The 21,626-nt window shown below is 40.7% G+C and carries 17 protein-coding genes; 10 read left to right on the top strand and 7 right to left on the bottom strand.

The genetic code is table 11. The features are described 5' to 3' along the window. Nucleotides 1–33: 33 nt before the first annotated feature. Nucleotides 34–1,047 (bottom strand): AraC family transcriptional regulator, encoded by a 1,014-nt coding sequence (locus ACINWC141_RS02995; protein WP_009387823.1) that lies wholly within the window; start codon nucleotides 1,045–1,047, stop codon nucleotides 34–36. 136 nt (nucleotides 1,048–1,183) lie between these two features. On the opposite strand from ACINWC141_RS02995, the gene ACINWC141_RS02990 reads away from it, so the two are divergent. From ACINWC141_RS02990 to choxAB, 4 genes are all read left to right on the top strand, one after another. Then, the gene (locus tag ACINWC141_RS02990) at nucleotides 1,184–2,671 is read left to right on the top strand and encodes a flavin-containing monooxygenase (protein ID WP_009387777.1); all 1,488 of its coding nucleotides are present in this window, start codon (nucleotides 1,184–1,186) and stop codon (nucleotides 2,669–2,671) included. A 44-nt stretch (nucleotides 2,672–2,715) separates the two neighbouring features. After that, nucleotides 2,716–3,570, top strand: a complete 855-nt coding sequence (locus ACINWC141_RS02985) for an SDR family NAD(P)-dependent oxidoreductase (RefSeq protein ID WP_009387768.1) — start codon at nucleotides 2,716–2,718, stop codon at nucleotides 3,568–3,570. Between the two features lie 70 nt (nucleotides 3,571–3,640). Next, nucleotides 3,641–4,534, top strand: coding sequence for an alpha/beta hydrolase (locus ACINWC141_RS02980; RefSeq protein WP_009387749.1), 894 nt, complete (start codon nucleotides 3,641–3,643; stop codon nucleotides 4,532–4,534). A 28-nt stretch (nucleotides 4,535–4,562) separates the two neighbouring features. Further along, on the top strand, nucleotides 4,563–6,233 hold the full coding sequence (gene choxAB / locus ACINWC141_RS02975; RefSeq protein ID WP_009387773.1) for a cholesterol oxidase: 1,671 nt from the start codon (nucleotides 4,563–4,565) through the stop codon (nucleotides 6,231–6,233). A gap of 65 nt (nucleotides 6,234–6,298) precedes the next feature. Here choxAB and ACINWC141_RS02970 read toward each other — a convergent pair whose 3' ends face one another. From ACINWC141_RS02970 to ACINWC141_RS02960, 3 genes are all read right to left on the bottom strand, one after another. Then, nucleotides 6,299–8,497: an OsmC domain/YcaO domain-containing protein gene (locus tag ACINWC141_RS02970; RefSeq protein ID WP_009387734.1), complete on the bottom strand. Its 2,199-nt coding sequence runs from the start codon at nucleotides 8,495–8,497 to the stop codon at nucleotides 6,299–6,301. Nucleotides 8,498–8,748: 251 nt separating this feature from the next. Then, nucleotides 8,749–10,029, bottom strand: a complete 1,281-nt coding sequence (locus ACINWC141_RS02965) for an OprD family outer membrane porin (RefSeq protein WP_009387731.1) — start codon at nucleotides 10,027–10,029, stop codon at nucleotides 8,749–8,751. 31 nt (nucleotides 10,030–10,060) lie between these two features. After that, nucleotides 10,061–11,407, bottom strand: coding sequence for an MFS transporter (locus ACINWC141_RS02960; RefSeq protein WP_009387821.1), 1,347 nt, complete (start codon nucleotides 11,405–11,407; stop codon nucleotides 10,061–10,063). 371 nt (nucleotides 11,408–11,778) lie between these two features. Between ACINWC141_RS02960 and ACINWC141_RS02955 the strand changes: the two genes are divergently transcribed. The 5 genes from ACINWC141_RS02955 (at nucleotide 11,779) to ACINWC141_RS02935 (ending at nucleotide 17,911) form a co-directional block, all read left to right on the top strand. Continuing rightward, a complete protein-coding gene (locus tag ACINWC141_RS02955) occupies nucleotides 11,779–13,464 on the top strand; it encodes an arylsulfatase (RefSeq protein WP_009387767.1) in 1,686 nt (561 codons plus the stop codon). A gap of 25 nt (nucleotides 13,465–13,489) precedes the next feature. Beyond that, nucleotides 13,490–14,443 carry a formylglycine-generating enzyme family protein gene (locus ACINWC141_RS02950; RefSeq protein ID WP_081399996.1) on the top strand — a complete coding sequence of 318 codons (954 nt, stop codon included), beginning with the start codon at nucleotides 13,490–13,492 and terminating at the stop codon, nucleotides 14,441–14,443. A gap of 12 nt (nucleotides 14,444–14,455) precedes the next feature. Further along, the gene (locus ACINWC141_RS02945) at nucleotides 14,456–15,643 is read left to right on the top strand and encodes an OprD family outer membrane porin (protein ID WP_009387847.1); all 1,188 of its coding nucleotides are present in this window, start codon (nucleotides 14,456–14,458) and stop codon (nucleotides 15,641–15,643) included. Between the two features lie 234 nt (nucleotides 15,644–15,877). Continuing rightward, complete coding sequence (locus ACINWC141_RS02940) at nucleotides 15,878–16,954, top strand: aromatic ring-hydroxylating dioxygenase subunit alpha (RefSeq protein WP_009387845.1); 1,077 nt, start codon at nucleotides 15,878–15,880, stop codon at nucleotides 16,952–16,954. A gap of 12 nt (nucleotides 16,955–16,966) precedes the next feature. Beyond that, the gene (locus tag ACINWC141_RS02935; protein ID WP_009387841.1) at nucleotides 16,967–17,911 is read left to right on the top strand and encodes a PDR/VanB family oxidoreductase; all 945 of its coding nucleotides are present in this window, start codon (nucleotides 16,967–16,969) and stop codon (nucleotides 17,909–17,911) included. Nucleotides 17,912–17,953: 42 nt separating this feature from the next. On the opposite strand, the gene ACINWC141_RS02930 is transcribed toward ACINWC141_RS02935, so the two are convergent. The 3 genes from ACINWC141_RS02930 to mhpT form a co-directional block, all read right to left on the bottom strand. Then, a complete protein-coding gene (locus ACINWC141_RS02930) occupies nucleotides 17,954–18,646 on the bottom strand; it encodes a GntR family transcriptional regulator (protein WP_009387793.1) in 693 nt (230 codons plus the stop codon). Between the two features lie 123 nt (nucleotides 18,647–18,769). After that, the gene (locus ACINWC141_RS02925) at nucleotides 18,770–19,225 is read right to left on the bottom strand and encodes a MarR family winged helix-turn-helix transcriptional regulator (protein ID WP_009387743.1); all 456 of its coding nucleotides are present in this window, start codon (nucleotides 19,223–19,225) and stop codon (nucleotides 18,770–18,772) included. Nucleotides 19,226–19,294: 69 nt separating this feature from the next. Beyond that, nucleotides 19,295–20,527, bottom strand: coding sequence for a 3-(3-hydroxy-phenyl)propionate transporter MhpT (mhpT, locus tag ACINWC141_RS02920; protein WP_009387729.1), 1,233 nt, complete (start codon nucleotides 20,525–20,527; stop codon nucleotides 19,295–19,297). 248 nt (nucleotides 20,528–20,775) lie between these two features. On the opposite strand from mhpT, the gene ACINWC141_RS02915 reads away from it, so the two are divergent. Continuing rightward, nucleotides 20,776–21,615, top strand: coding sequence for a p-hydroxycinnamoyl CoA hydratase/lyase (locus ACINWC141_RS02915; RefSeq protein WP_171061955.1), 840 nt, complete (start codon nucleotides 20,776–20,778; stop codon nucleotides 21,613–21,615). Nucleotides 21,616–21,626: the final 11 nt, after the last annotated feature.

Genomic DNA, 21,626 nt, shown 5'->3' with positions numbered 1-21,626 from the left:
ATGAAGGGAAAGTAAAAGCCCCCTTCATCTTTTTTATTTTTGTACTAAACGCATGGCATGAGGTGTTTTCCCATGCCATCTTTTATAGGCATGAATAAAACTGGCAGGTTCTGCATAGCCTAGCCACTCGGCAATCTGCTCAACCGAAGCTTTTGGTAATGCCAAATATTGCTCAGCTAAAACTTGCCTGACTTCTTCGCGTATTTGAATAAAGGTCATTCCTTCTGATGCCAAATGACGGCGTAGGGTCCGCGCATTTAAATGCAACCGATCGGCAACCATTTCCATCGATGGCATTTCACCTCGCACAGTCATCAATTGCTGTTGTACTAGATTAATAAATTTCTTTTGGACTTGACGTTTATCTAAAATTTGTCGACATTGTTCTTCGGCTGTATGTAGCACCAGCTCATTTGCCATTTGCAGCTTTTGATTAATTTTCTGTGCATCAAGCAGAACAAAACTTTTGCTAGAACCAAATTCAGGCATCACCCCAAATAAGTTTTGGTAAGCTTCTAAATTACCTGCGGGTTCAAAAGAAAAAGCTAAATATTGGCAAAAATTATCTTGGACTAGATCGCGTTGTACCGTAATTAAAGCGGCTGCATCACGTTCAATAATAAATTGCCTAACCAAAGATGGGATGCCTTCATCGTCAATTTCAATAAGAGTACCTTCATTGGTATCTGAAACTAAAAACCGGGTAAACGCAAAAGTAAGTGAGAAATAGGTTAAGGCTAAATCAAGTGCCTCGCGAATGCTGGCACTGCTCATCAGGGCCATGCCTAATGGCCCAAATGTTGTGAAATGATAGCGTGTGCCTACTTCTAAGCCTAATGTGGGCCTGTTTCCCAATTGCTCAACTAGGTTCTGAATCAGCTGTAATTCCTGATGGCCTGTCACCACCATATTAGGATCAAGTAATTGTTGTTGGCTAAGCCCAGTCCCTTTTAAAATCGTCTGATAAGAAATGCCTGATTCCACCGCAAAATCAGCCATTAACCGAACACTATGTACACTGCGTTCAAAAGCCCATGCATACTTCACTGTATTGCTCAGAATGTCCTCGAATCACAATATTTTGTCCTCATCCATCCTCTAAATCAAGCAAATAAACGTCTATTCTGCATACAGGAAATTGCGATTGTTTCGCTCACTGTTTTTAAGGATTTTAGAGCAGCCTATGTTTAATTCGTCGACTAATTCAAATAAAAATGTACGTATCGCTATTATAGGTACTGGTTTCGGTGGCTTAGGTTTAGCCATTCGTCTCAAACAAGCAGGTTTTGAACAATTTACCCTATTTGAAAAAGCTGCCGATGTTGGTGGTGTCTGGCGTGATAACACTTATCCGGGTGCTGCCTGTGATGTGCCTTCTCATCTTTATTCTTTTTCTTTTGAACAAGAGTTAGGTTGGAAGAACCGTTACGGAACATCTCAAGAGATTTATCAATATTTACGCCACTGCGCGGATAAATATGACATTCGTCCGCATGTTCAATTTAACACTGAAATAGCCAGTGCAGAATTTGATGCCCAACAAGGTGTATGGCACATCCAAAGTACGACTGGTGAACAGTTTGAAGCTGAATTCTTAGTGGGCGCGGTAGGCCAACTCAACCGCCCTGCCTATCCAAAACTTAAAGGTATTGAAAACTTTAAAGGTAAGGCATTCCACTCAGCTCGTTGGGATCATGACTATGATTTAACCAGCAAACGTGTTGCAGTGATCGGTACAGGCGCAAGCGCAATTCAGTTCGTACCCGAAATTACTAAACAAGTGGCACATCTAGACGTTTATCAACGCTCAGCACCTTACGTGATTCCAAAGCCAGATCGGGTTTACCAACCTTTAGAGAAAAAGGCTTTCCGTAAACTTCCGATTTTGCAAAGTCTGGACCGTGCCTTGCAATATGGGCACCATGAAATTCGTTTGCTGGCCTTTACCACTTCTTTAAATGAAATGCCTTTGGTGGAATATTTATTTCAGCGTCATATCCGTAAAGTCATTAAAGATGGGAAGTTGCGCCACCGCTTAATGCCAGATTACCCAATTGGTTGTAAACGCATTTTAATTTCTAATCATTGGTATGAAGCGCTCACTCAGCCTCACGTAGACGTCATTAATACCGGCATTCAAGAAATTACCGAAAACGGTATTTTAGATACGGAAGGAAATCTGCGTGAAGTCGATACCATTATTTATGGTACAGGCTTTGCCGCAACGGAATTTATGGCGCCAATGCAAATTACAGGTCTTGATGGCCGCACCTTAAAAGACACATGGAAAGGTGGTGCAGAAGCTTATCTCGGTTTAACTGTGAGCGGCTTTCCAAACTTCTTTATGCTTTATGGTCCAAACACCAATCTTGGGCACAACTCAATTGTGTATATGATTGAAAGCCAAGTGAATTATATTTTAGATGCCATCCAGACAACCCTACAAAACAAGCTTCTATTCACCAATGTTCGTGCAGAAGTTCAGCATGAGTTTAATCAAAGCATTCAAGAAAAAATGAAAAAAACCGTCTGGGCACAAGGTTGTACCAGTTGGTATCAGACTGCGGATGGCAAAAATACCAATAACTGGCCAGGTTTTACCCTTGAATATCGTCAACGTACTCGTCGTTTTGATATTGAAAACTACACGCAGGTTTCAGTTATTTCTTAAACAAGCTTCATCATAGGAAATGAGAAAAATAAACGGAGAATTTTATGAAGTCTTTTAAAAACAAAGTTGCTGCTATTACAGGTGCTGGTTCTGGTATTGGACAAGCACTTGCCATTGCACTCGCCAAACAAGGCTGCCATCTTGCTCTTTCTGATGTGAGCGAAACTGGCTTAGCTAAAACTGTCGAGCTGTTGGCGCCCTATTCTGTCAAAGTCACCACTCAAAAAGTCGATGTGGCTAAGCGTGATGAGATTTCAGATTGGGCAAAAACAGTTGTAGATGAACATGGCCAAGTTAACCTAATTTTTAATAATGCGGGTGTAGCCATTGGTAGTACGGCTGAAGGTGTGAGCTATGAAGATCTTGAATGGCTGATTGGGATTAATTTTTGGGGTGTGGTTTATGGTACCAAAGAATTTTTGCCTTATTTAAAGCAAAGTGGTGATGGGCACATTATTAATATTTCTAGTATGTTTGGTTTAACAGCTCAGCCAACTCAAAGTGCTTATAACGCCAGTAAATTTGCCGTTCGTGGCTTTACTGAATCATTGCGCCAAGAACTCGATTTACAAAATGCAGGAGTGAGTGCGACTTGTGTGCATCCCGGTGGTATTCGTACCAATATTGCCAAAGCTGCGCGCATGAATAATAGCGTCCAGTCTTTAGGAATGGATCCGCTAAAGAGCCAAGATGCTTTCGATAAATTACTTCGCACCCCTGCTGACGAGGCCGCTCAACAAATTTTAGAAGCTGTTCGTAAGGACCGTCGCCGTTTACTGATTGGAGCCGATGCGAAAGCCGTTGATGTGATTCAACGTATTCTTCCACAGGGTTATCAAAAGATTTTTGCAACTGCGACTACCTTACAAACTCGCCTACTCAACAAATCAGCAAAATAAAAATAGTGGTCAGCATACTCTTTATTTTAAGAGATGCTGACTGACATTAGGCTTAGTCTGAGTCCTTATTATGAAGCAGCTTCTTGCATGGACCATCCGTACCACGCTACGTCCAGCTTTATCCCCAAAAACGCCACTAAAGCTACAGCGTTTTTGTAGCGATGCAGCCAGTGCAATTGTGCTTGGACCACGTGGCTATAAAACAAAAAAGCAAACGATAGCTCAAGTACTGACAGTCCATATTCAGCCCAAAACGACTCAATCAGGACTCGGCATCTTGTATTTACATGGCGGTGGTTATGTGGTGGGTAGCTCAAAAAGTCACACTAAGCTTGCTGCTCAAATCGGACATGCAGCTCAAGCACAAGTCTGGTTACCTGAATATCGCCTAGCCCCAGAGCACGCAAGCCCTGCTGCTATTGAAGATGTAATTGCAGTTTATAAAGCTTTACTTGCTCAAGGACAAGACCCGAACAAACTCGTGATCGCCGGGGATTCTGCAGGTGGTGGACTGAGTTTAAGCACAGCAATTGCTATTCAAGATGCAGGGTTACCGTTACCAGCGGCATTAGTTTTACTTTCACCTTGGGTTGACTTGAGTCTTTCTGGAAGCACGATGAAAACACATACTGCTCAAGATGCGATGTTGTCCGAAGATTGGTTAGCTTGGTGTGCAAAAAACTATTGCGGACAAAAATCCACTATCGATCCGAGCTGCTCTCCACTCTATGCAGACTTAACTGGATTACCACCGGTTCTGATTCATGTCGGCACCGAAGAAGTTTTATTAGACGATGCAAAACGCCTTGCCGAACAAACTGAAAAGTACGGTATTCCGACGAACTTAAAGGTTTATGACCAAGTCGGACACGTTTTTCAATTTCATGCAGGTATACTAAAAGAATCCGATGACTCGATTGAGCGCATTGGACAATTCATTGATAAACATACGCAGTCAATATAAAAAATATCACTAGACAGGAGCCCTCGGCATGGCAACAAACAATTATGACTATGATTACCTCATTATTGGTTCAGGCTTTGGTGGTAGTGTTTCTGCCTGCCGTCTAACTGAAAAGGGCTATTCTGTAGCCGTAATGGAAATGGGGCGTCGCTGGAAAGCCGAAGATTTTGCGAAAAATAACTGGAACTCCCGCCGCTGGATTTGGCGTCCGGGCATGAAGCTTTTTGGCTATTTCAACATGCGTTTTTTTCGCCATGTCACCATTATTTGTGGGAATGCCGTAGGCGGTGGCTCTATTACTTATGCAAACACTTTACTCGTTCCACCTGAACATATCTGGGATGAAGGTACATGGGCAGACGCGGCTGACTGGAAAAATGAGATGCCACAGCACTATGCTGAAGCAGAACGTATGCTTGGGGTGACGGATAATAAAATCTTTGGTCCTGCCGACCATATGCTAAAAAAAATGGGCGATGCAGTTGGTGTTGGACACACATTTAAACCGACACGTGTTGCGACGTTCTTTCCGCCCGAAGGTGAACAAGGTGGCAAGACCTATCCTGACCCATATTTTAATGGCGAAGGTCCAGACCGAGGAACATGTACCGCTTGTGGCGGTTGTATGACTGGTTGCAAACACAATGCAAAAAATACCTTAGATAAAAACTATTTGTACTTTGCCGAAAAAAATGGTGCCAAGGTTTACGAAGAAACTAAAGTTGTTGATGTTAAGCCCCTCAATGGTAAAGTCGATGGTAGCGATGGCTATGAAGTTACGACTGAATGCTCAAGCTCATGGTTTAACAAACAACGTCGTACTTGGCGTGTTCGAAACGTCATTTTCTCGGCATCTTCTTTGGGCACCCAAGAGATGTTGTTCCGCTTAAAACAGTCTGGTTCTCTACCAAATATTTCCGATGACTTGGGTAATCGGGTTCGTACCAATGCAGAGTCTATTTTGGGCGTTCGTTTCTTTGATAAAGATGTCGATATGAGTAAGGGTGTTGCCATCGGTTCAAGTATCTATATTGATCATGACACTCATATTGAGGCAACTCGCTATCAAAGTGGTTCAGATGCCATGGGACTGATGTGTACCTACATGGCAAAAGGCAAACCAGGTTGGACCCGTATTTTTTATTGGTTATGGGTACTCATTAGCCACCCACTCATATTTCTACGCATGAGTAATCCTGTTGGTTTTGCACGACAAACCTTGATTTTTCTGGTGATGCAAACGGCTGATGCCTCAATTAACATGCGCCTGAAACGCAACTGGTTTTGGCCTTTTGGCAAAGTATTATCTAGCGAAGGCAAAAAGCTACCTGTTTATATTCCACAAGCCAATGTCTTTACCGAAAAAGTTGCCAAAATGTTTAATGGACATCCCATAACAACCATTACCGAAATTTTGTTTAATGTACCTTTTACAGCGCACTGTATGGGTGGCTGTGCCATTGCGTCGAGCCCAGAACAAGGTGTAGTCGATGGAAAAAATCACGTTTTTAACTATAAAAACTTATATGTTGTAGATGGTTCAATGCTAGGTGCCAATTTAGGCGTTAACCCAAGTTTAACCATTACAGCTTTAGCAGAACGTGCAATGTCTTATATTCCGGCTAAACACACTTTGGATGAGCAGCAAGATCATAGAGCAGCGGCAGAAACCGTAGAGATCACAAAAGCATCTGCTTAAACTAGCGAGTTGTTTATAAAAAAAGCCTATTTTTAAAATAGGCTTTTTTTATTTCGCTTTTTAAATTACATCGCTACGGCTTTCGCGCGTGCTGCATGTAATTTTTTATAGCTCTCGATCAGACGTAAATGACGATCAAGTCCTTCTAGTTTCATGCTTGTTGGTGTTAAACCATAGAAACGAACACTACCCTCTACAGAACCTAGTACCGCATCCATTCGCGTGTCACCAAACATACGGCGGAAATTAGTCAAGTAGTCTTCAAGCTCGAGTTCTTCATCTAACATCACTTCAAGCACCACGTTCATGCACTGGTAGAACAAGCCACGCTCAACGGTGTTGGTGTTATATTGCAAGTAAGTTTCGACGAGTTCTTTTGCTTCTTCAAACTGTTGTAAAGCAACATAAATCAGCAATTTCAGCTCTAAGATGGTGAGCTGTCCCCAAACTGTATTGTCATCAAACTCGATGCCAATGAGTGTGGTGATTTCAGTGTAGTCGTCTAGCTCGCATTCTTCTAAACGCTCAACCAATGCTTCAAGCTGTTCATCATCCAAACGATGCAGATTTAAAATATCTTCACGGAATGAAAGTGCTTTATTGGTATTATCCCAAATCAAATCTTCAACCAGATAAATTTCTGAGTAATCCGGTACTAAAATACGGCAAGCGGTCGCACCTAAGTGCTCATAGACTGCCATATACACTTCTTTGCCCATCTCTTCGAGAATGCCGAACAATGTTGCAGCTTCTTCTGCGTTCGACTCTTCGCCTTCGCCAGAGAAATCCCATTCAACAAAGTCATAGTCAGATTTAGAGCTAAAGAAACGCCAAGATACCAGACCGCTTGAGTCAATAAAGTGCTCAACAAAGTTGTTCGGCTCAGTAACCGCATTACTTTGGAAAGTCGGTTGAGGTAAATCATTTAAGCCTTCAAAACTACGGCCTTGAAGTAATTCAGTCAGACTACGTTCTAACGCAACTTCAAAACTTGGATGCGCACCGAAAGACGCAAACACACCACCCGTGCGCGGGTTCATTAAAGTTACACACATTACAGGGAACTGACCACCTAATGATGCATCTTTAACTAATACAGGGAAACCTTGCTCTTCTAAGCCTTTAATACCAGCAACAATACTTGGGTATTTTGCTAATACGTCTTCTGGAACATCTGGAAGTGCAATTTCACCTTCTAAAATTTCACGTTTTACAGCACGTTCAAAAATTTCTGACAAACATTGAACTTGGGCTTCTGCCAAAGTGTTGCCTGCACTCATACCATTACTTAAGTACAAGTTTTCAATTAAATTTGATGGGAAATATACAACTTCACCGTCAGACTGGCGTACAAAAGGTAACGAGCAAATGCCGCGCTCTACGTTACCTGAGTTGGTGTCATATAAATGTGTGCCAAGTAACTCATCATCTGGGTTGTAAATCTCAAGACAATATTCATCTAAGATTTCTTTAGGTAATTCACCATTTGGACCCGGTTTAAACCATTTTTCATCTGGATAATGCACAAATTCAGCATTGGCAATTTCTTCACCCCAGAATTGGTCGTTATAGAAGAAGTTACAGTTTAAACGCTCAATAAACTCGCCTAATGCAGATGCTAAAGCGCTTTCTTTAGTTGCACCTTTACCATTGGTAAAACACATTGGAGACTGTGCATCACGAATGTGTAATGACCATACATTTGGCACGATGTTACGCCAAGATGCAATTTCAATCTTCATGCCCAAATTTGCCAAAATAGCTGACATATTGGCAATCGTTTCTTCTAACGGTAGGTCTTTACCTTGAATAAAAGTATGGCTTTCTGAAGTTAAGCTTGGCAATAACAATGCTTGTGCATCTGCATCGATGCTTTCAACTTCTTCAATAATAAATTCGGGACCAGTTTGAATCACTTTTTTAACGGTACAACGGTCAATCGAACGTAAAATCCCTTGGCGATCTTTCTCTGAAATATCGGCTGGTAATTCAATTTGAATTTTAAAGGTTTGTTTGTAGCGGTTTTCAGGATCAACAATATTATTTTGCGATAAACGAATATTATCGGTTGGGATATCTCTAGCTGCACAATACACTTTTACAAAGTACGCTGCACACAATGCTGACGATGCTAAAAAATAGTCAAATGGGCCCGGTGCCGAACCGTCACCCTTGTAGCGAATTGGTTGATCGGCAATTACCGTAAAGTCATCGAACTTAGCTTCCTGTCGAAGATTGTCGAGATAATTAACCTTGATTTCCATGCTGGCACCTAAATATTTTTATGTGTCAGCACAGACACATAAAATCTAAATATTGAAAAATAAGCCGAATCACAGCGAAGAAATTGACTTAAAAAAATGAGAGATTAAAGCCATGTGTTTAATGAGAGACCCAAGTGGCTTTAATAAGATTGGCGGTATTATAGAGGGATTTTGTGCAGTTGATAACTAAAGTTAAAACATTGCTGCTCACAATGTTTTAACTTATCTTTAATTTACTTAAATATTGAGCATTAAAATTTAAAGGTGTAATCGACATTTAACCGCGTTTCATTGGTCGAATGAAATGTCATATTACTTGGCATGTCGTTGCGATAGTGAGAAAAACGAGCTCGCATTCCCAAACCTTTTAGCTTACCTTCAGGAATTTTATAGCCTAAATCAAATTCCATCGACTCTTCTTTAAAACGCTGATCGCCATATTGCAGTAAATCAATGTCTTCGCCTTTTGCGTAGCGAGTCATAAAACGCAGTCCGTTTAATGAAACATCACCTACCCGCGCATTTTTAAAGTCATATTCATAACGAATCGAATAGACTTTTTCGTCTTTATTTGAGTAGTCCGAACTCATAAAATCAAGCACGACTGGACTTTCAGTTCCCGACAAAAATGGCAGACCAGTCGAGCCAAACGACTGCATGTAGCCCAAAGAAACCGTATGGTTTTGATAGTTCAAACCAAATAGGCCGCTCAAATGACGGTTATCGACTTCTCCTATTTTTTTGCTTCCCGTTTCTTCACTATTAAAAAAACGCACGTCACTTAAAAAATTAAGTTGATCATTTAAAGGTTGTTTTCCGTTAAAGCCTAAAAATTGTTGCTGGTAAATGTCTTTGAGTTCGGCATGGTAAGCACGCAAACGGTAGTCTTTTAACTGATAGCTTCCACCTAAGGTATAAAAAGAATCTGTAGTTGCCGCTTTGTCAAAACGATGGTTGATATTGTCCGTTCCAACATCGGTATAACGAATCGAATCACGTTGACGTACTTCGTCGACATAAAATCCTTCGAGTTGAAGATTTGGAATTTCATTTGAAACAAAACGGATACCACGGTAAGTCTGTGGGAACAAACGCGCTGGCGATGAAAAAATGGTTGGTAATTGCGGAACTAAATCCCCCACAAAAAGCTCATTTTTTCTAAATTTAGCCTTGCCTGTAATGCCGATTTTCCCATAATAATCATCACGTGAGTTATCGGTATTCACTGGAAGTAAGCCACTACGTGCATACTCATCAGCCCGATTTCCCATCAGGTTAAAACCTGCCATTGCCAGTACATCGACACCAAACCCAACCGTACCTTCGGTATAACCAGACTGTCCTTTAAAAATTAAACCCTGCGCCCAATCTCTGGCTGCTGTATAGGGATATGGGTCTTTTTTGTAGTCTCGGTCGAAGTAAAAATTACGTAGTGTCAGCTCAGCTTTACTGTCTTCGATAAACTCGGCATGCACAACTTGACTAAATAATGGGCACAAGCATACCCCCACCCACAATGGTGTCTTTTTCATTTTTTATCTCAACTATTTAATTTTTAATGGATTAAGGTGCTGTTTTAAGTGAGAAGTTTTGCTCTTTCTTACTTCGGTAAAAAGCGCTACCCAAACTCAAAATCAGGAAAATAGCCAAAATAAAGACCACACCGTAATAGGCATATAGCGTTGCGGGTGCTATCCCTTTATCCAGAAAAATGCCTGCGACCGTTGGTGATAAAATTGCCCCAATACGACCAAAACCAATTGCATAGCCCACGCCGCGACTACGGATTTCGGCATCATAAATTGTTGGAGAAATAGAATATAAGCCTGCTACACAGCCATTAATGAGAGTGCCGAGTAATAAACCCACCATGAGTGCGATGCTGACTTGAGATGAGACTGCAACAAATAGGAAAACACATGCAGACGTTAGCCCTAAAAATAAACTTAAGGCATAGAAGATTTTCATGCGTGATGCCAATAAACCAATAATGGCTGCCCCGAAAATACCGCCAATACTAATTAAAATACCGGTACCTACGCCTTGGTGTGGCGACATCCCCATTGAAATAAGAATTTTTGGTGTCCAGCTCATGACGAAGTAAAAGCCAAACATCACTAAAAAGAAGGCAAACCACAAACAAAGTGTTTGAAATCCAAGTTGTCCAGCAAATAATTTGCCCAGTTCACTGCCATTTTGCGTACTGATTTTTTCATAACGTGGCATAACTGGTAATTTGTTTAGCCCCATACGATTTACAGTTGCATTAATTCGTTCTAGTGCCTGTTTTGGTCGTTTCGCGAGTAAGTAATCTAAAGACTCCGGTAGCAACCACGCACTGATCAGCAGCATTGCAATGGTAGTAACTCCACCTGCTAAAAAGATTGAGCGCCAACCTAAATGCTCAATCAATGCCAGTGATAGTACTCCGCCAAGTGTCGCGCCAATTCCATAACCTGTAGACATTAAGCTCACTGCGAGACTACGCCAACGAGCGTTGGCATATTCACTTGCCAGTACATTACTACTCGCAAGAATGCCGCCCACCCCAATTCCGGTAATAAACCGAAGTGCAGCCAACATGCCGTGACTTTGCACTAAAGCACAACCCAACATGCTCAGACCTGCAATGACAAGACAAACTAAGATGAGTAAACGGCGACCGATTTTATCGGCTAAAGGCGCGAGAAAAATGGAACCAGCAGCCATTCCAAAAAGGCCTGAACTAAGCAACAAACCAATTTGTGCCCCTGAAAGTGACCATTCTGCTGACACGGATGGAGCGGTAAATGCCATTACCATCACGTCAAAGCCATCAATAATATTGAGACAGATACAAATCAAAATGACGAACCATTGGTAGCGGCTCATGTTGTTTTGATTGATCTCACTTAGAACGTCTCTTTCCATTTGTGTATCTCCCTTGGATAAGACATACACACGACATTGCTATATGAGCGATTGGGTGGTTATGCACATCCGTATCCATAATGACCTAGAGGAATATTTATTTTTTGAGCATCCTGCTCTTTTTCTATACTGAATATTTGGATCCAAAAAATCAACTAAAATTATAAACGGATTATTAAAAACCCTATAAATACATAAATTATATAAGTATAAAATTATTAAAAACATAAAATTAGAATGCTTTAATATTTTTATGGATCCACAATAAAAAATCTATTATGATCGATTCCAGAGCATTTTTTAGCCAAGAAAGCTCAGTTTATTTCTAGGAAATGCAAGATGCATTTATAAAACTTCAAAGGATTGTTGTTATGAAATTCAAAAAAGTAAGCCAGCTTACATTGGGACTTTTTTTTGCCAGTCAATTGCTTTACACAACGCAAGCAGCACCTCCAAAAAACCAACAACCACCTAATATCATGATTATTCTGGCCGATGATCTTGGATTTTCAGACATTAGCGCTTATGGCGGCGAAATTAAAACCCCTCATATTGACAGCTTGTTAAAACAAGGAAAAATGCTTTTTAATTTTCATGCTTCATCCATGTGTTCACCGACTCGTGCACAGCTTATGACAGGTGCAGATAACCACTTGGTCGGTTTAGGGGCTATGTATGAAACTTCAAAACGGCAAGAACAATTGGTTGGCGCCGATAGTCCGCGTGCACTACTCAAAATTGATGGCTATTCAGGTCATTTAACGCAAAATGCTTACACACTCGCAGAGATTTTAAAGACTAAAGATTATTACACCTTCATGGTCGGTAAATGGCACTTAGGCTATGCTCCCGAACAAAACCCTAAAGCCCGTGGTTTCGATCAATCTTTTGCTCTACTCGATGGCTTCGATCTACACTTTAAAGACCAGCCTAAAAACTATCCGCGCAACACCCAATACACGGAAAATGGTCAAAAGACCACTTTGCCTGATAATTACTACTCAACCGACTTTTTTACACAAAAAGCCTTTGAGTACTTAGACAAAAATAAAGCGCAAAAACCATTTTTTGCCTACCTCGCCTATACTGCTCCCCACTGGCCGCTACAAGCACCTGCTCATTATAGAGACTTATACAAAGGTAAATACGATCAAGGCTACGATGCAATTCGTAAACAACGCTTTGAAAGACAAAAGCAATTAGGATTAATTCCTGCAAATGCAGAATACCCAGTCGAGCGTGGTAACCAAGCTTTAGGCACCAAAAGCTGGAATGAACTCACCCCACAAGAGCGCAAATATGAAGCGCGTAAAATGGAAGTTTATGCGGGCATGGTTACCCAGTTAGACGACCGCGTGGGTGATGTCATTCAATATCTTAAAAAGCATCATTTATATGACAACACTTTGATAGTGTTTATGTCAGATAACGGCGCTGAAGGTGGCGATCATAATTTCCCAATGGGTGATGCCGACAATCGCTATGAAAATATAGGTAAAGCCAGCTCATATGTTTACATGGGACCACGCTGGGCCGAAGTGAGCAGCACACCATTTACCCACTGGAAGTCAGCTGCTTCAGAAGGCGGTGTGCGAGTTCCGTTTATTGTTAAGTCACCTGTTCAGATTTCTAAACAACGTGGAATTAATAATAACTTTGCGACAGTCAGAGATATATTCCCCACTGTGATGGAGCTAGCTGGCATTCAAAATAATCAGGTTTATCCAACTTCAAGCACCAAAATTAAACCATCTGGTTTTAGTCTGATCCCTGCTTTTAAGGATAATACTGCCCGTATTCGCCCTGTTAATTATTATGACTTTAAAGAGTTACATGGCAGCCGCTACGCCAAAACTGACGAATGGAAACTTGTTGAAAACTCACCTTCTAAATTTAAAAGCCATGGCTGGGAACTCTACAATTTAAAAACAGATTTTAATGAGCAACATAATTTTTACGCAGAACATCCTGAGATCGTCAAAGTCTTAAATGATAAATATTTAAGATATGCCGATGAAAATGGTGTCGTGGATTTTGAGCAATACAACAAAAAGTAGAGAAAACCAGATGAAACAGATCATGATGCTTTCATCGTTCCTCTTACTTTGTGCATGCCAAAAAACCACGCCTCAACTAAAACAGGCCACCTTACCCGATTTAGGCAGTAAAGCTAAATGTACTTCTTATTCGGGCCTTCCTTCGGGTTGGCCTAAAAATAAAGAAGCGGGCATGGTCAAACTTCCTCAAGGAAAAATTGTTTTAGGTACCACACAAGGTTATGAAGATGAACGTCCATTAAACTTACAGGCAACTTCAGTTCCCGCTTTTTTAATTGACGCAACTGAGGTCACCAATGCTCAATTTCAAGAGTTTGTTAAACAAACGGGTTATGTCACCGATGCAGAAAAGCAAGGTGGCGCGGCTATGTTTGTACAGCCAAATCATCCAGTTGAAGAGCTACAATGGTGGAAATTTGAAAAAGGCGCCAATTGGAAACACCCATGGGGTCCAAACAACCCTAAACAACCCGCGCCTCATGAGCCTGTTCGCATGGTGACATGGAATGATGCCTACGCTTATGCAAACTGGCTGGGTCATGACTTACCGACCGAACTTGAGTGGGAATATGCAGCCAAAGGTTTTCAGCAAAACTCCGATATTGGCCCTACTCACGAAGGCCATATTGTAGCCAACTTCTGGCAAGGTGAATTTCCTTATAAGAACATAAAGGAAGATGGTTTTAAGGATGTTGCCCCTGTTGGTTGTTTTAGTAAAAACCCCTTTGGGCTATATGACTTGATTGGCAATGTATGGGAATGGACGCAAACACCCTATACAGGACCACGAGATCACCATATGGGAGATCCATCGAAATATCGGCAAAGTCACGAACAGATTTTGCAATACACGATTAAAGGTGGGTCTTATTTATGCGCAACCAACTATTGCGCGCGTTATCGTGCTGCCGCGAGGCATCCACAAGAACTCGACCTTGCCACCAGCCATGCCGGATTTAGAACAGTAAAACGCTTTTAAACGGATTTAAAAATGAAGCATATTTTTATTTATGGGATTTTCTTCTCAGGGACAACCCTTGCCTGCTGTTTAGCTCACAGTGCAGTAGATGTTAATTTTCAAAATACACTCACACTAAAAACATTTAACTTCGACAGACAATATGAAAATGATACGAGTCCCGATACCCATAGCTTGAGTCAAGGCTTGATCTATCGTGGTGACTGGACAACCAAACTTAATGATGTTCAGCTACACCTCAATCCAAGCATTCAATATGCATATCGCCTAAGTAACGATCAACACACCAATGATATGGTCATACCCTTTGACCCTGACACAAAAAAACAAGCGCAAGACCAAGTTAAATATGGCTTAGGTGCTGGAATTGAATATCAAAACTTTCGGATAAATATAGGGGAAATTATTCCCGACTCACCACTTACCCCACAAGTCGATACACATCAATTACGAGTGAACTATAAAGGCTTGGAACTAAAATATAAGACGCCACAACAAAATTTCGAGCTGGGTTTGATTAACCGTTATTCGCCAAAAAATGAGGAGGACTATCACAAACTTGCCATCTCAAAACATGAATCTGATGGGCTTTACTTTTTCCAGTGGGATGGAAAAGCGCCTCAATATAATTGGAAATTTTACAATGGTTACTTAACCGACCTCATCAATCAAAGTTACTTTGCTTTTGATTATCAATGGACAAAGCAGCACACCACAAAATTACGTGTGTTTCGCCATGATGATGTCGGCAAATCAAAACTTGGAGAATATGACAATACATCCGTAGGCGCTATGCATTTCATTAAACATGGCAACTTTACAACCGGAATTGGCTATCAAGAAAATTTTGGCAAAGATGGCATCCCAAAACTCGACAATATGCCCATCCCGCATATGGTGAACTGGACCTTAGGCGCGTTTACCAAAGCAGATGAAAAATCTTATCATTTCGTTGCTTCATATGACTTTAAAGATTACATCAAGGGTCTAAAAATCACCTATAAATATATTTATGGCGATTCATTTCAGACCATGAATCAAAATGATTTTGAGCAAGAAAGTGACGTGTTGATTCAATACGACCTAAATGCCTGGGTTAAAAATCTTAAGTTTCTTTTCTTAAATATTAACTACGACACCAAACATGGCAAAAGTCTGGATGAACAACGCTTGATGCTTCACTACACGGTTAATTTCTAAATCTTTACACTCCCATAATGGCTTAACCATAGCCATTATGGATCCAAATTAAGATGAATAAAAATTTAGCCTCTAAAATTTAAAGTAAATACAAAAGTCTTTAATAGCAATTAAAAATATACAAAATAATCGATTCCAAAGAACAATATTTTTAAAAAAATATACTGCTTATCAATTGACCAATATTTTTATTTATTATAAATTGGATCCAATAAGTGATAAGGAGTCGTCACAATGTTTATTAAAAATGCTTGGTATGTTGCCTGCCGCCCAGAAGAAATCCAAGACAAACCATTAGGTCGTACGATCTGCGGTGAAAAAATTGTTTTTTACCGTGGCAAAGAAAACCAAGTTGCAGCCGTTGAAGATTTTTGTCCCCATCGTGGTGCCCCACTTTCACTTGGCTATGTCGAAGATGGAAATCTTGTATGTGGTTATCATGGCCTAGTGATGGGTTGTGACGGAAAAACTGTTTCAATGCCAGCTCAGCGTGTAAACGGTTTCCCTTGCAACAAAGCATATGCAGTTGTTGAAAAGTTCGGTTTTATTTGGATATGGCCAGGTGAAAAAGCTTTAGCAGATGAAGCAAAACTTCCAACTTTAGAGTGGGCAGATCATCCTGAATGGAGCTATGGCGGAGGTCTATTTCACATTCACTGTGATTATCGCCTGATGGTCGATAACCTTATGGATTTAACCCACGAGACCTATGTTCACTCAAGCAGTATTGGACAAAAAGAGATTGATGAATCATTGCCAGTGACGAAAGTAGATGGTGACCACGTCATTACTGAGCGTTACATGGAAAATGTGATCGCACCTCCATTTTGGCAAATGGCCCTGCGCGGTAATCATTTGGCAGATGATGTACCAGTTGACCGTTGGCAACGTTGTCATTTTTTTGCCCCAAGCAATGTGCATATTGAAGTCGGTGTAGCACATGCTGGACACGGCGGTTATAACGCGCCAAATGACAAAAAAGTTTCTTCAATTGTTGTAGACTTTATTACACCGGAAACTGAAACCTCACATTGGTATTTCTGGGGAATGGCACGTAATTTCCAACCGGACAATGCTGAACTCACTGACCAAATTCGTGAAGGCCAAGGCAAAATCTTTACTGAAGATTTAGAAATGCTTGAGCAACAGCAGCAAAACATTTTGAATAATCCACATCGCAAGTTACTGATGCTCAACATCGATGCAGGCGGTGTACAGTCACGCAAGGTAATTGACCGACTACTTGCCGAAGAAAATAAAACGCCTCCTGAAACATCCGCACAGAAGTTTCCAAACATTCGGATTATTTAAAGGAGCATGAACATGGACGTTATTATTCAAAAAATTCACCAGCTCACCCCGACCATTCGTGCCTTTGAACTGATTGCAGCAAATGGTACAGAGCTACCGAATTTTGAAGCAGGTGCCCATATTGATGTGCATCTTAAAAACGGTCTAACCCGTCAATATTCAATTTCAAACTGTTGTAGTGAAAAACATCGTTATGTAATTGGAGTTTTACATGATGCCAATTCACGTGGTGGGTCACGTTGTATTCACACTGAATATCGTGAGGGCGACCATTTAAAAATTGGTGAACCACGTAATTTATTTGAGATTCACCCTCAAACTAAACAAGCTGTTTTATTTGCCGGTGGTATTGGCATTACCCCCATTTTGTCGATGGCATATCGGCTTAAGGCGTCCAATATTCCTTTTGAATTACATTACTTTGTTCGTAGCCATGAAATGATTGCCTTCTATGGCAATTTAACCGAGCACTTTGGTGACCAAGTCCATTTTCACATTCAAGATCAACCACACACCGAATGTAATATGGCAGAGGTTTTAAGCCAAGCGTCACCTGATAAACACCTCTATGTGTGTGGGCCTACAGGATTTATGCAATTTGTCATGCGCTCAGCCGAGCAAGCGAATTGGCATAGCGAGCAACTACATCAAGAGCATTTCGTTGCGCAAAAGGCAGAAGCTTCTAGCAATGAAGCGTTTACTATTGAAGTTAAAGGTACGGGGCGACGAATTGAAGTATTACCAGATCAAACTGCAACTGAAGCATTAATTGCAAATGGCTTTGATATTCCTGTTTCATGTGAGCAAGGTATTTGCGGCACGTGTATTACCCGCGTTGTTGAAGGCACCCCAGATCATCGCGATATGTTTATGACTGAAGATGAACATGCGCTGAACGATCAGTTTACGCCCTGCTGTTCTCGTGCAAAAACCAAAAATCTTGTGATTGAGCTTTAATAGTTAAGTTCCTTTATTCAAAAATAAAGGAACTTATTCCATTTAAGCGTTTAAAACACTTTTTAGGGTTTCACCTAAAATTACAACACTACTGTGCTCACGCATTAAGGTTTCAGCTCGCCCTGCCTGTCGATGTACCAACGCATCAAAAATTGAACAATGCTGTAAATGTGCATAGTGCAAACGGCGATATTCCGACAAAGCTTGCTTCTCATCATAGGTAATGGCTTGGGCTGAAGCCATCGGCAATTGATTGTTTTTTGCTAAAGCTTGTATGAGCGCAACATTTTGCGCGCCCTCAATAATCGTGTCATGAAAAATGACGTTAAAATGGTGATAACGTTCCAGTTCAACATCACCAAACTCGTCTTTTTCATTAAAGAGTTTTTCAGTTTCTTGAATGCAATGTTGGAGGGTCTTTTTCTGCTCTTCGCTTAAACCTTGTTCTGCCAAAGTTTTCGCAGCCAATCCTTCAAGCACACCTCGCACTTCAAGCGCATCATGAACCAGTTGTTCTGAAATTTCACGAACAGTATATCCGCGAGTTGGGTTTTTAAGGAGAAGACCTTCTTGTTCAAGCAACCGAAATGCAATACGAACAGGCTGTCTAGAAACTCCAAGTAACTCGGCAGTGGGAATCTCGGCAATTCTCGCACCGCCCTCAAATTCCCCTGAAATAATCATTTTTCTTAATTTAAGTAAAACTTGTTGTCCTGAAGACATTTGCTGCCACACATCACCAAAAACGTCACTTCGATGCTAGCAAGTTCATTTGCAAAATGAAATAAATTTTCTGTGTGAATCAGTGCTTAAGCATTTCTATAGACTTTAAACGATTAGATTGCAAACTACATTCGATCAAAGGCCTTTAAGATTATTCACCATAATATCGAGATTATTACGAATTAAATAAGCCAAATTGATATCAATGCCTTCAAGCATTTTCTCTTCAACTTTGGATACAACTTCATTGCATTTATTGAGTTTTTCAACACCACTTTCGGTGAGTGTAATTAAAATACGGCGGCCATGGGTTGGGTCAGGTTTCTTTTCAATCCAGCCATTAACCAGTAAATCTTGCAAAATTTTATTGGCAGATTGTGGCTTTATGAAAGAGCGTTCAGCAAGCTTGGCATTAGATACGTTACTTTTTGAAGCTAAAACAGAAAGTGCCGTAAATTGCGGCAAGGTAATTTCAAGCTCTTTTAAATGTTCTGTTAAATGTTTACTAATAATTCGGTCAACACGAGCAATCATGTAACTTAACTTAGGCTCATCTTCTATTTTTTTCTGAACTAAATTTGAACGTACCATAACCTTTCATTCATCATAAGAAAATCTGTAGTGAAAGTATGAGGCTTACCCCCATACTTTCGTTAAAACTTAGCGAGCACCTGAGCTTTGTACTAAATGTACAGGCTGTTTAGGTTTTTTGACAAGAAGTAATGCAGAGATCGCTGCAATTAAGATCACTGGAATGCTTGAACCAATCACAATGGTCGAGCTTTGTCCAAGTGAAAGTAAAAAACCAGCCATTAAAGGTCCTGCAAAAGAACCTATACGCCCAATTGCAACCGCCGCACCTACTCCGGTTCCACGCATTTCAGTCGGATAATACATTGCGGCTAAACCGTACAATGCCGATTGTCCACCCACAATGAATAAACCACAGCCGACTGCCGAAAGTGCCAGTAAAGCTACAGTTGGAGAAATTGCCAAGCAGCAAAGTGAGAATAAAATACCTAGATAAATCAGCTTAATCACAAAACTCATGCGTATTTTATCAAGTAATACCCCCATTAAGATTGAACCTAAAATTCCACCAACGTTGTAGCCCATCTGCACATAGTTTGCCTGAAGTTTCGATAAGCCTTGCGCCCCCATAAGTAGCGGCAACCAGTTCAACAAGAAATACAGCACCACTAAGGTACAGAAAAAACTCACCCAAAGCTGAATGGTCGACATGCGGCGCTCTTTGGCAAATAGAACTTCAAAGAATGGTGTGGTTTTTTGTGCCTGAACTTTACGTTGCAGATAATCATTTGACTCAGGTAAAAAGCGCATGATGAGTGGAATTAATAAAATAGGCGCAATACCACCAATATAGAAAATATGACGCCACTCTGCATCGCCTGCCAACGACATGGCAACCACAGAAGTCAGCAAGCCACCGAAAGGAATGCCGCTATACATGACACTTACCGCTTTACCCTTGTGCTGGTCAGGTACAGCTTCAGAGGCAAGAGTAATCATCATCGGGAGTGCCCCGCCCATTCCCAAACCCGTACAAAAACGAATGAGCAATAGCAAACTAAAGTTGGCAGCATAGGCCGTTAGCAAAGACATAATTCCAAAAAGCAGAATACTAAAAATCAGAATTTTCTTACGCCCAATAATATCTGCAAATCTGCCACCTAATATTGCACCCGGTAGTGTTCCTAAAATTGCAGCACTAAATGCCCATGCCATCTGGCCATTGTCCAACATAAACTCAGCCCGCATTCGTGGAGCGGCTACCCCCATTGATTGAAGATCAAAACCTTCAAAAATTGCGATTGCAAAACAAAGTAGTAACGTAATCTTTGCCCTTGCAGACTGTCCTAATATCTTTTCCATTGTGTTGTCCTTTATTGACTAGTCGTTCCATTTAGCCCTTTGTGTATTGTTGTTTAAACACACCAAAAATATCAGTTAAACTTACTAAAAAATCAACATATTTTTATGTTAAATTGTTTATTAAATTAATTTTTATTTAAATTACATATATTTATAAAATAATTATTAAATTTTAGAAAAAAGACTTGAATGTAAGTTTAACTGATATTAAATTAAATCCCAGAACATCACAAAATCATTCAAGGAGTATGAAGATGACTTATGAAAATCGCTGGGAAACCGTAGATGTTAAAGTTGAAGATGGAATTGCCTGGGTTACACTAAACCGCCCAGAAAAGAAAAATGCCATGAGCCCTACACTCAATCGTGAAATGATTGATGTACTTGAAGCCATAGAACTTGATCAAGATGCACGTGTTTTAGTACTAACTGGTGCGGGTGACTCTTGGACAGCTGGCATGGACTTGAAAGAATATTTCCGCGAAGTCGACACTCAACCTGAAATTTATCAAGAACGTATTCGCCGTGACTCATGTCGTTGGCAGTGGCAACTTCTTCGTATGTATTCAAAACCAACCATTGCAATGGTTAACGGCTGGTGTTTCGGAGGCGGTTTCTCACCATTAGTGGCGTGTGATCTTGCGATTGCAGCAGATGAAGCAACTTTCGGTTTATCTGAAATTAACTGGGGTATCCCACCTGGTAACCTTGTAAGTAAAGCAATGGCCGATACTGTGGGCCACCGTGCAGCTTTGTACTACATCATGACGGGTAAAACCTTTAGTGGTAAAGAAGCCGAAACTATGGGACTGGTAAATAAAAGCGTACCACTTGAACAGCTAAAAGCAGAAGTGACTGAGCTTGCAAATTGCCTACTTGAGAAAAACCCTGTAGTGCTTCGTACTGCTAAAAATGGCTTTAAACGTTGTCGTGAACTGACATGGGATCAAAACGAAGACTATTTATATGCCAAGTTAGATCAATGTATCCATCGTGATACAGAAAATGGTCGCCAAGAAGGTTTGAAACAATTTTTAGATGAAAAATCAATTAAACCGGGTTTACAGAGCTATAAACGTACTGGTTAACTTTTGATTCT

The organism is Acinetobacter sp. WC-141, assembly GCF_000313935.1.
In the GTDB taxonomy this organism is placed as follows: Bacteria; Pseudomonadota; Gammaproteobacteria; order Pseudomonadales; family Moraxellaceae; genus Acinetobacter.
Note: the sequence above shows the minus strand (reverse complement) of the source record. Positions and strands in the feature narration are given on the sequence as shown.